Here is a 9,831-nt window from a genome sequence, read left to right as displayed (position 1 = left end):
GATCTGGACACCCGCAAGCTGATCACGCTCAGCGACGAAGCCCTGGCCGCCGCCAACGCCCAGGTGATCGGCGGGCTGACGCTTTAGGCCGCCACGCAATCGGCCAGCGTGGCGCGGACCAGGTCGGGGCGCTCCATCGGCAGGAAGTGACTGGTTCCCGGGATCGTCTCCACCGTGACGCGGTCGCCCAGGGCGCCGAGTTCGGCCTCCTGGCCTTCGGTGCGGAAGGTGGACCCCTCGGCTGCGCGCAGGATTCGAATCGGGCAGCGGGTCTCGGCGAAGGCGCGCCAGGCGTCGTAGTTGTGCGAGCGGAAGTTGGAGGCTTCCCACTCGGGGCGGCAGGTCAGGGTCACCTCGCCATCGGCGGCAACGGAGAACCCCGCGGCGACATAGTCCATCACCTGAGTCTCGCTCCAGGTTCGGAACCCGCCCCGCCCAAGGTAGGCCTCGAATGCGGCCCGGTGGCTGGGGAAGCTCGTCCGGCGGCGCAGCGCGCCCTGCACCAGGGCCGAGCCGCCCATGGCGGCGGCGTCGCGCTGCTGGTCATGTGGCACAGCGACCGGATCGAACAGCGCCAGAGCGCGCACCCGTCCCGGCTCGGCGGCTGCGGCGAGCAGGCTGGCGGTGCCGCCCATCGAGTGACCCGCCAGCACCACGGGCGCCGTGCAGGCCTGCGCCAGCAGGGCTGCCAGGTCGTCGCGGAATTCGGCCCAGCCGTCGCGGCCTTCGATCACCGCCGGCAAGGTGCTGGCGCCGTGACCGCGCAGGTCCACTGCCAGGATCCGCAAAGCCCCCGCCAGGGGCTGGAGGATGCTGCGGTAGGTCCTCCCGTTGAAGCCGTTGGCGTGGCTGAAGACGATATCCACCGGCCGGCCGGTGGGACCCATCTCGATCGCCGCCATGGCCCCGCCGCGGCCAGACAGGGCGATGGTCCGCGCGCGCGGCTCGGGCTCGTGGCAGGCGTTCATGGGCATCCTCGCTGATCGCCCATATAGCTGCGGATTCGGGCGCGGCTAGACCTCGAGTTCGGCGTCAGTCAGATCGCAGCCGTCGAGGTTGGCGCCGGTCATGTCGGCTTCGAGGAACCGGGCGCGGACCGCGTGAGCGCCGCGCAGATCGGCGTTGCGCAGGATGGCGCGGGTGAAGTCGGTACGGACAAAGCGCCCGTCGCCGATGGTCAGGGGCCCGAGCTTGGCGCCGCGCAGGTCGGCCCGGATGAGGGTCGCGCCGGACAACTTCGCGCCCCGAAGGTCGGCCTCGCGCAGGTCGCAGCCGCGCAGGTCGGAGCCGGACAGATCGGCGCCCTGGAATTGGACGGCCTGCAGGTCGAGACCGAAGAACACCGCGCCACGCGCTACCATGGCTGTGAATCGGCGGCCCTTGAGGGTGGGCATGGCGCGGAAGTCGGCGTTGCTTAGGTCGGTCACCGCCCCGCGCCCACCGCCGGAGTCGCAATAGCTTTCGTAGTCGGCGAGAACCTCGTCGATCGGCTGGTCGTGCACATAGACCACGGGCGCCGGGGCGCGCAGGACGTCGCTCATGTCCACGTCCGCCAGGTTGGCCTGGTCAAGGTTGGTTCCAGCCAGGACGGTGCGTTTCATCGAGGCGCCGGTGAGGTCCGCGCCCGACAGGTCCGCGCCCGACAGGTCCGCGCCGTCGAGCACGGCGCGGGTCAGCTTGGCGCCGGCCATCATGGCGCCGGAGAGGTTGGCGTCAGTGAAATCGCTCGACATCGCCACCGCGCCGGACATCTGCGCGCCCGACAGGTTCGCGCCCGACAGGATAGCGTAGCTCAGTTCCCCGGGTCGGTGCTCGTGCCGCAGGATGCGAAAACCATCGAGCTTGTCCTGTAGGGCGATGCGGCCTTCGCGCAGGTCGCAGCCGGGCAGTTCCGCGCCGGCCAGGTTGGCGCCGCGTAGGCAGGCGCCGCGCAGATCGGCCTGGCTCAGGTTGGCGCGCCGCAGGTCGGCCTCGCGCAGGTCGGCGCCGAACAGAATGGCGCGGGCGAGATTGGCGCGGGCCAGGGTCGCGCCGTTGAAATTGGCGCCCGCGAAGTCGGCCTCGCGCAGGTCGAGGCCCTCCAGCGTTGTGTTCGAAAGATCCGCATAGGTCAGGCTGAGGCGGCGACCGCCTGAGCGGCCCGCGAGGTATCGCTGATGCGCCTCGACGGCTTCGCGCAGCGCCTGGGCGTCAAGGGCCAGATGGTGAGGTTGGGCCTGGGAGGACATGCAAAGCCTTTACGGCCCGAGCATGGGCTCGCGCGGCTTAAGGAACGGTTGCCCTCCGACGTTCGCCGAACAGAGACCTCAGAACCAGCCGCGGCGACGAAACCACACCAGGGGCGCGAGCACCGAGGCCACCATCAAGCCCAGCGCCAGGGGATAGCCGAACCGCCAATCGAGTTCCGGCATGTGGTGAAAATTCATCCCGTAGATCGAAGCCACCAGAGTGGGTGGCATGAAGATCACCGCCGCCACCGAGAAGAACTTGATAATGCCGTTCTGCTCGATGTTGATCAGGCCTAGCGCCGCATCCAGAAGGAACGTGATCTGGCTAGTGTGGAATCCGGCGTGTTCGGTCAGCGACTGGCCGTCGCGCTGCAGCGATTTCAGGTGCGCCGTGCATTCGGCGTCGGCGGCGATTTCCGGGGCCAGGGCGGCGAAGCTGAACAGCCGGGCCAGGCTGACCAGGCTGCCGCGGGCCAGTGAGGTCACCGACTGGGCGCCGGCGAGTGCGGTCAGCAGGGTCTCGAACTGCTGACCCTTGGGGCGGTGAAAGATGGCGGCGGAGGCGGCTTCGACACTTTCGCCGGTCTCTTCCAGGCTCGCCGCCAGTCGTTCGATAACAGCGTCCAGCAGGCCAAACAGCGCCGAACTGCCGCTGGTCACACCCTGGCCGGGCGCCCGCTCGGCGAAGACGCTGAAGGCGCGCAGGTCGTGATAGCGGATGGTGATCAGCAGGTCCCTGGCCAGCACGAAGGTCACCGGGACGCCGGCCGGGCCCGCCTCGGCGCGCGTCAGCAGGGTGGCGGTCATGAAGGTGGCGCCGTTCTCCTGGTAGAGCCGGCTGGAGGGCTCGATCTTCGCCATCTCTTCCGGCGTCGGCAGTTCAAGCTTCAGCGCGGCCTCAACCGCGAGTTCCTCTTCACGCGTGGGATTGAGAAAGTCGAGCCAGATGGCCTCGGGAGGCGGCGTCCATCCGGCAAGGCTGCTCTGGAGTTCGAAGCCCGGCGCGCCGCGCCGCAGGAGATTCAGCATGGCGCGCTCCGCTCGTGGTCGACCGTAGTGAGGCGCTAATGGGGCGCCGTCAATTGATGTGCGTCCCGCCCCTGATCGTCATGATCCGGCTTGTCCGGGCCACCCATGAGCACCCCATGGCGCAGGAACATATGCGGCTGTGAAGCTGCTTTTCTTGGGACACGGAGATCATGGGAGGCCCGGACGAGCCGGGCCATGAAGGTCAAGAGGGGGTTGATAAGACCAACCGCCAACCGGCCGCTCGAGCCTAGTTGTTGCCGCCGTCGCCGCGGGCGGCCTTGGCGATCAGGGCGGCGATGCGATCGGTGGAGTCGGCGGCCTGGCTCAGCATCTGCAGCGGTCCGGAACCTGGCCGCATGGCCGCGGCCATCTGGCTCGCCGCCTGCTGCGCCATTGCGATGGCGGTGTTCTCGGCGTGGCTGATGCCACTGGCCGCCATCATCCTGGCCGGAGCGTCCTGATAGATGAAGCCATAGGTGGCGTAGGTCGAACCGCCGAGGTCACGGTTGGGATCATACCAGACCTTGACCGCGCTCCAGTCGCCCTGGGTCGAGACATCGACCAGGGTCACGTCCTTCTCGACCTTGCCGCGCGACCCCTCGATGGGCGACCAGTTGGCATGGGTGATCTGCACGATGCGGTCGGTCAGCACCTGTGAGACGACCGCCACATGGCCCAAGCGCATGCGTTCGGTGGGCTTGAAGCACAGCACCGCGCCGGCCTTGGGCTGGAAGCCGACGTCATACTTGCCCAACGCCTGCCGCCACCAGGTGTAGGCGTCGCCGAAGATCTGGATTCCGGAGATCAGGCGTGCAAACGGGACGCACTGCCAATAGGTGTCGGCAAGCGCCCCACCCGCGGTGGGCGCGAGGCTCATAACGGCCGCGACGGCTAGGGAACCCAAAAGGGTCCTCGTCCGTTTAAGCATGTTAAGGAAACTCCCCACGCGAACTCGACCGACAGATAACCCTATCGGGGATTAAGTGAAAAGAGGGTTTAGACGGAGGCGGCTGGGGGTCGACATGCGTCTAGCGTCAGTTTGCCTCCTGATGGGCGCCGAATAGGTGAATATCTCGAGAGTTGACAAGCACAAGCGGACAATCAATTGACGGCACTCAAGATTTCATTGCCGTGCCTTGACGCTTCAAGGCGCCAAAATATCTGTCTAGGCGATACGCATATATTTCAGAGATCATATTCACACGACTTCAACAACTTAGATCACGCGGCTGTAACGCGCTGAAATAAGAGCTCGCCCCACAGGCCCGGGTCTTCGCGCTACACGCGAAAAATGCCCCAATTCGGTTCACAAGTTCGCGATGCGGGCGCCCCGCCTGGCCGGCGCTCGGATTCCGGGCGAATCGGGGGTTTTCGGCCGGCGCTGGTTCGGTCCGCCGGATAGGCTAAGTAGCCAGGAGGCCGGCGACACCACGCGGGTCATGACGCACAGACCACAGGGAAGGTCGTACATGAGCGGGATCACGGCGCTGCTGGTCAGCCCAGAGGCGTGGGTGGCCCTTTTGACGCTAATCGTCATGGAGGTGGTGCTGGGGATCGACAACCTGGTGTTCGTCTCGATCCTTTCCAACAAGCTGCCGCTGGAGCGCCGGGTCCAGGCGCGGCGCATCGGCATCGGCCTGGCGCTGGTCCTGCGCTTGGCGCTGCTGTCGATGCTGGCGTTCATCGTCGGCCTGACCCGCGCGGTGATCGTCCTGCCGTTCACCGCCCCGCTTGGCGCCGACGGACGCCCGATGGTCGATCTGGCGTTTTCCTGGCGCGACCTGATCCTCTTGGCCGGCGGCCTGTTCCTGGTGTGGAAGGCGACCAGCGAGATCCACCACACCATGGATCCCGACCCCACCGACGACCTGCTGGACAAGCGCGGGCATGCGACCCTGGGCTTCGGCGCGGCGATCGTGCAGATCCTGGCGTTGGACGTGGTCTTCTCCATTGACTCGATCCTGACGGCGGTCGGCATGACGGAGCACCTGCCGATCATGATGGCGGCCGTGGTCGTCGCCGTGGCCCTGATGCTGGTGGCCTCCGGTCCGCTGGCCCGTTTCATCCACGAAAATCCCAGCGTGGTGATGCTGGCGCTGGGGTTCCTACTGATGATCGGCGCGACCCTGATCGCTGATGCGTTCGGCGTGCATGTGCCCAAGGGCTACATCTACGCTGCGATGGCGTTTTCCGGCTTGGTCGAGGGGTTGAACATGGCGGCGCGAAATCGGCGCAAGGCGGTGGCCAAGTCGGCCGGCGACCGCACGCCGCACTGAGTCCCAAGACATCCCGCTTCAGCGCCTGCCGCCAGATGCAAGGGGGTGTTGCCTATCGCCCCGCACCTGCCAGACTTGTCAGCTGTCTGGCAGGAAGACCCATCCCATGCGGCGCGCGGACCGTCTGTTCCAGATCATCCAGGTGCTGCGCCGGGGCCGCCGGCCGGTGACCGCCGAGGCGATGGCCGCTGAGCTAGAGACCTCCAAACGGACCATCTATCGCGACATCGCCGACCTGATGGCCCAGCGGGTGCCGATCCGCGGCGAGGCTGGCGTCGGCTATGTGCTCGACGGCGGCTTCGACCTGCCGCCGCTGATGCTGACACAGGACGAGATCGAGGCGGCTGTGCTCGGCGCACAATGGGTCGCGGGAAGGGCCGACCCGGCGCTGGCGCGGGCGGCGCTGGACCTGATCGCCAAGATCGGCGCGACCGTGCCCGAGCGCCTGCGGCCCTTCGCGCTTGAGCCGGCGACCCGGGCCGCACCGCGCCGCGACCACGCCGTCGATCGGCTGGACATGGCCCAGGTGCGCCGCGCCATCCACGGCGGACGCAAGATTGCGTTGAGCTATCGCGACGAGCAGGACCGGCTGAGCCAGCGCACGGTCTGGCCGTTCGCCGTCGGCTACCACGAGACTGTTCAGCTTGTGATCGCCTGGTGCGAACTGCGGGTCGATTTCCGCAGCTTCCGGACCGACCGAGTGGCGGACGCGACATTCCTGGACGACCGCTATCCTGAACGCGCCGCGACGCTGCGCGCCCGCTGGCGGCGGCAGATGAACGAGAAATATGCTGAGATGGGTGTCGCGAGACGGGGCGGCCGAGCTTAGCCGGGTTCAGTCGATGTCGAGCTTCAGGGGCGGCCTGGCGAAGCGGATGCGCAGGGCATTGGGCAGGCTCGCAGGGGCATAGGCCGCCGCGCCCTTGATCAACGGGAGCGCCGCGCGCTTGCCATCTGCGAACTCGACCTCGCCGACCGTCGCGCCGACGAACACCACCGATGTCGGCGTCGGCACGGCGAAAGCCATGACGCCGGCGATCTGCTTGGCGCCGCGGGCGGCCTGGGCCACGGCGGCGGCCAGTTCCCGGGCGTCCATGTCGGTGGACGGCGCGACCAGGGGCTCGAGCCCGATGCTGGCGCCCAGCCTGGTCGCCGCGTCGACGCCGACTTCCACCTTGGCGGCGCCCAGCTGCGCCAGGGTGGGCAGGCGCAGCACTTTGCCGTCGGCGCGCAGGGGGATCGGCGTCTTGCGTTCGCCCTCCACCAGCCAGACCGGCGCGGTCAGTGGCCGGGACCCGAGGTGGAGATAGAACGCCATGGTGAAGTGACTGCGCTCGGCCGCCGGCAGCTTCAGATAGGCGTCCAGATGTCCGAACGCCTTGGTGGCGTCGACGACCTTGTTGGCGGCCAGGGCCGGCGCGGCCAAGACCAAGACGAGCGCCGCTGCGGCCAGAGAAAGGCGCAATCTGTGGGGCATGGCGGGCTCCGGTGCGATCAGTTGAAGCGGTCGCCAAGATAGACGCGGCGGACCTCCGGGTCGTCGACGATCTCGTCGGGGCGGCCTTCGAACAGCACCTCGCCGGCGTGGATGATCGAGGCGCGATCGATGATGTCGAGCGTCTCGCGGACGTTGTGGTCGGTGATCAAAATGCCGATGCCGCGTTTCTTGAGGTAAGCGATCACCTCGCGGATATCGGCGATGGCCAGCGGATCAATGCCGGCGAACGGCTCGTCCAGCAGCATGAACGATGGCTCCGAGGCCAGCGCGCGGGCGATCTCCACCCGCCGCCGCTCGCCACCCGACAGCGAGAGGGCCGGGGCGTTGCGCAAGTGCTCGATGTGCAGCTCTTCAAGCAGTTCGGTGACCATGGTCCTGGCCCGGCCCCGGTCGCGTTCCCGAAGTTCGACCACCGCCATGACGTTTTCGCCGACGCTCATGCCCCGGAAGATCGAGGTTTCCTGCGGCAGGTAGCCGACGCCCATGCGCGCGCGCTGATACATCGGCTGGGCGGTGATGTTCTCGCCGTCGAGGTAGATCGCGCCATAGTCGGCGGGGATCAGGCCGGTGATCATGTAGAAGCAGGTGGTCTTGCCCGCGCCGTTGGGACCCAGCAATCCGGCCACCTCGCCCCGGCGCAGCCGCAGCGACACGCCCTTGACCACCGGCCGGCCGCGGAACGACTTGCCGATGTTGTCGACGATCAGGCCATCGCCGGCGAGACGGATGTCGAAGCGTTCCGGCTTCAAGAGGTTCACCTGGCTGTCGCCCCGCTATTTCGGCTGGGGTTTGTCGGAGGCGGTCTGCGACGGGTAGAAGACGCCGCGCGGGCGGTTCTTGCCGCCACGGCCCTTGGCGGCGCCCTGCATCTGGCCGGCGCCGGTCTGGGTGTTGAACACCATGCGGTCGCCGCGCAGGACGTTCTGGCCCTGCACCGCGATCACGTCGCCGGTCATGGTGATGGTGGTCGATCCCGCCTCATAGACGGCGTTGTTGGCGCGGACCTTCTGATCAGGCGTAACGTAGAATACCGAGCCCTGAGCTTCCATCCGATCCATGTCGCCGCAGGCGTCGGCCTTGCCGCTGGTCTTGGCCGGGCCCGCCTTGCGGAAGATCTTCAGCACGTCGGCCCGCAGCCGCGAGGTTTCCTGCAGCGCCTCGGCGCCGCCGCGCCAGATCGCCTCGCAGTTGTTGACCACCTCAAGCTCATCGGCCGTGACATCGACAGGCGCCTTGGAGTTGGTGGCGAGCTGGGCGGAGGCGGAGCCGCCCAGCGACAGGGTCGCCGCCACGGCGACGGGTAGCAGGCTCTTCATCGGCGCTGTCAGCCTCATTTGGATTCCATGCGGGTATGAACGCCGCCCCTGAAGATCATGCGGCCTTGCTTGGAGTCCACGGCATAGGACTTCGCGTCGATTTCGCCAAGCGACCCGGAGCCATGAACGGGTCCGGGACCCGCCAGTTCGCCGGTCTTGGTGTCGAACAGCGAGGTGGCGGTCTCGAACGCGGCGCGCGCGCCGGACAGCCGCACCCCGCCACTGACCTCCAGCTTGCGGGTGCCCTCGTGATAGACCCCCGCGCCGCCGGTGATGCGCAAGGGGTCGGGTCCCTCGGCGTCGAGGATCAGGGCCGGCTTGTCGAGGAACACCTTCTGATAGTCCTGCGGGTCGCGGGTGGCCGAGGCCGCGGTGAGCGCGAAGGCGCGGCCCCGGTCGTCACGTCCGACGAAGCGGGGGTTGATCAGCTTGATCGGATCGTCGGACGAGGTCGCGACACTCGGCTGGGCGGTGAGCGTGCTGTGGGCGATCGACCCGGCCAGGCCGGCCACGATCAGCACGATCAGGCCGGGCAGCAGGATGCGCAGCCCGCGAATGACCCGCGATCGGCGCCGCCACCGCTGAATCGAGATCCGGCGGGCGGGGATCGATCTGTCCGGAAAATGCGAGGTCGCCGCCAATTCCCCGACCTCAGGCGTGGGCGAAGATGTCGACGTCTTCCCACCCCGCCACGTCCAGCAGGGCGCGATGCGGCAGGAATTCGAAACAGGCCCGCGCCAGGCCGTCGCGTTTTTCGCGCACCAGCATCTCGTCCAGCCGGGCGCGCAGCGCGTGCAGATGCATGACGTCGGACGCGGCATAGGCGACCTGGTCGTCGCTGAGCCTGGCGGCGCCCCAATCCGAACTCTGCTGGGCCTTGGACAGATCGACGCCGATCAGTTCCTTGGTCACGTCTTTCAGGCCGTGGCGGTCGGTGTAGGTCCGCGCCAGCTTCGAGGCGATCTTGGTGCAGTACACGGGCGCCGTCAGCACCCCAAGGTGCAGCCAGAACATGGCGATGTCGAAGCGGCCGAAATGAAACAGCTTGGTCACCGCCGGATCGGTCAGGAGCCGCTTCAGGTTCGGCGCCTCATAGGTCGCGCGGTCCAGCCGCACCACGTGGGCGTCGCCTCTGCCGTCGGAGAGCTGCACAACGCACAGGGGATCGCGGCCAAGCCGCAGGCCCATGGTCTCCGAATCAATGGCCACGGCCAGGGCCCCGGCCAGGGCGCCGGCGGGCAGGTCGCCCTCATGCTGGAAGTTCGTCACGATACCTCGCCGCTGCGCCGAGAAGTCTGGCCTTCACTATAGAGAGCCGCGGGCCGCCTAGGTAGGTACCGGTGGCGATGGTCAACAGATGGGGTCGAGGAAAAGCCTCGCCAACCGCGTGGGCGCCGCGAAAGAATGGCGCTCATGCCACCAAGGGGGTGGTGCCCAGGAAAGGACTCGAACCTTCACGGCCGTTAAGCCACTGGCACCTGAAG

Annotated in this window: 11 protein-coding genes; 2 read left to right on the top strand and 9 right to left on the bottom strand. The window is 67.6% G+C overall.

The features are described 5' to 3' along the window. Nucleotides 1–83 precede the first annotated feature (83 nt). From RMN86_RS07195 to RMN86_RS07180, 4 genes are all read right to left on the bottom strand, one after another. On the bottom strand, nt 84–968 hold the full coding sequence (locus RMN86_RS07195) for an alpha/beta hydrolase (RefSeq protein WP_309605154.1): 885 nt from the start codon (nt 966–968) through the stop codon (nt 84–86). A gap of 45 nt (nt 969–1,013) precedes the next feature. Then, nucleotides 1,014–2,228 (bottom strand): pentapeptide repeat-containing protein, encoded by a 1,215-nt coding sequence (locus tag RMN86_RS07190; protein WP_309605153.1) that lies wholly within the window; start codon nt 2,226–2,228, stop codon nt 1,014–1,016. 78 nt (nt 2,229–2,306) lie between these two features. Beyond that, nucleotides 2,307–3,257 (bottom strand): magnesium transporter CorA family protein, encoded by a 951-nt coding sequence (locus RMN86_RS07185; protein ID WP_309605152.1) that lies wholly within the window; start codon nt 3,255–3,257, stop codon nt 2,307–2,309. Nucleotides 3,258–3,504: 247 nt separating this feature from the next. Continuing rightward, on the bottom strand, nt 3,505–4,185 hold the full coding sequence (locus RMN86_RS07180) for a CHAP domain-containing protein (RefSeq protein ID WP_309605151.1): 681 nt from the start codon (nt 4,183–4,185) through the stop codon (nt 3,505–3,507). A 541-nt stretch (nt 4,186–4,726) separates the two neighbouring features. Between RMN86_RS07180 and RMN86_RS07175 the strand changes: the two genes are divergently transcribed. Next, nucleotides 4,727–5,533, top strand: coding sequence for a TerC family protein (locus RMN86_RS07175; RefSeq protein WP_309605150.1), 807 nt, complete (start codon nt 4,727–4,729; stop codon nt 5,531–5,533). Between the two features lie 106 nt (nt 5,534–5,639). Further along, nucleotides 5,640–6,362 (top strand): YafY family protein, encoded by a 723-nt coding sequence (locus tag RMN86_RS07170; RefSeq protein ID WP_309605149.1) that lies wholly within the window; start codon nt 5,640–5,642, stop codon nt 6,360–6,362. A 6-nt stretch (nt 6,363–6,368) separates the two neighbouring features. Here RMN86_RS07170 and RMN86_RS07165 read toward each other — a convergent pair whose 3' ends face one another. Genes RMN86_RS07165 through RMN86_RS07145 form a run of 5 tightly spaced genes read right to left on the bottom strand, consistent with a single transcriptional unit; the run spans nt 6,369 to nt 9,616 of the window. Then, complete coding sequence (locus RMN86_RS07165; RefSeq protein ID WP_309605148.1) at nt 6,369–7,010, bottom strand: hypothetical protein; 642 nt, start codon at nt 7,008–7,010, stop codon at nt 6,369–6,371. A 17-nt stretch (nt 7,011–7,027) separates the two neighbouring features. Further along, complete coding sequence (lptB, locus tag RMN86_RS07160; protein ID WP_309605155.1) at nt 7,028–7,759, bottom strand: LPS export ABC transporter ATP-binding protein; 732 nt, start codon at nt 7,757–7,759, stop codon at nt 7,028–7,030. Between the two features lie 45 nt (nt 7,760–7,804). Beyond that, complete coding sequence (locus tag RMN86_RS07155) at nt 7,805–8,365, bottom strand: LptA/OstA family protein (protein ID WP_309605147.1); 561 nt, start codon at nt 8,363–8,365, stop codon at nt 7,805–7,807. Further along, nucleotides 8,362–8,988 carry an LPS export ABC transporter periplasmic protein LptC gene (gene lptC, locus RMN86_RS07150; protein ID WP_309605146.1) on the bottom strand — a complete coding sequence of 209 codons (627 nt, stop codon included), beginning with the start codon at nt 8,986–8,988 and terminating at the stop codon, nt 8,362–8,364. Before lptC ends, RMN86_RS07155 begins: the two co-directional genes overlap by 4 nt. A 10-nt stretch (nt 8,989–8,998) precedes the next feature. Then, nucleotides 8,999–9,616 (bottom strand): ribonuclease D, encoded by a 618-nt coding sequence (locus RMN86_RS07145; RefSeq protein ID WP_309605145.1) that lies wholly within the window; start codon nt 9,614–9,616, stop codon nt 8,999–9,001. Between the last annotated feature and the right edge of the window lie 215 nt (nt 9,617–9,831).

The organism is Phenylobacterium sp. (genome assembly GCF_031360265.1).
Lineage (GTDB): Bacteria > Pseudomonadota > Alphaproteobacteria > Caulobacterales > Caulobacteraceae > Phenylobacterium.
Note: the sequence above shows the minus strand (reverse complement) of the source record. Positions and strands in the feature narration are given on the sequence as shown.

Excerpts from the sequence above, each read along its gene's own strand:
- RMN86_RS07195 (WP_309605154.1), bottom strand. The coding sequence starts at position 968 with ATGAACGCCTGCCACGAGCCCGAGCCGCGCGCGCGGACCATCGCCCTG.
- RMN86_RS07170 (WP_309605149.1), top strand. The coding sequence starts at position 5,640 with ATGCGGCGCGCGGACCGTCTGTTCCAGATCATCCAGGTGCTGCGCCGG.
- RMN86_RS07175 (WP_309605150.1), top strand. The coding sequence starts at position 4,727 with ATGAGCGGGATCACGGCGCTGCTGGTCAGCCCAGAGGCGTGGGTGGCC.
- RMN86_RS07180 (WP_309605151.1), bottom strand. The coding sequence starts at position 4,185 with ATGCTTAAACGGACGAGGACCCTTTTGGGTTCCCTAGCCGTCGCGGCC.
- RMN86_RS07155 (WP_309605147.1), bottom strand. The coding sequence starts at position 8,365 with ATGAGGCTGACAGCGCCGATGAAGAGCCTGCTACCCGTCGCCGTGGCG.
- RMN86_RS07165 (WP_309605148.1), bottom strand. The coding sequence starts at position 7,010 with ATGCCCCACAGATTGCGCCTTTCTCTGGCCGCAGCGGCGCTCGTCTTG.
- RMN86_RS07185 (WP_309605152.1), bottom strand. The coding sequence starts at position 3,257 with ATGCTGAATCTCCTGCGGCGCGGCGCGCCGGGCTTCGAACTCCAGAGC.
- RMN86_RS07190 (WP_309605153.1), bottom strand. The coding sequence starts at position 2,228 with ATGTCCTCCCAGGCCCAACCTCACCATCTGGCCCTTGACGCCCAGGCG.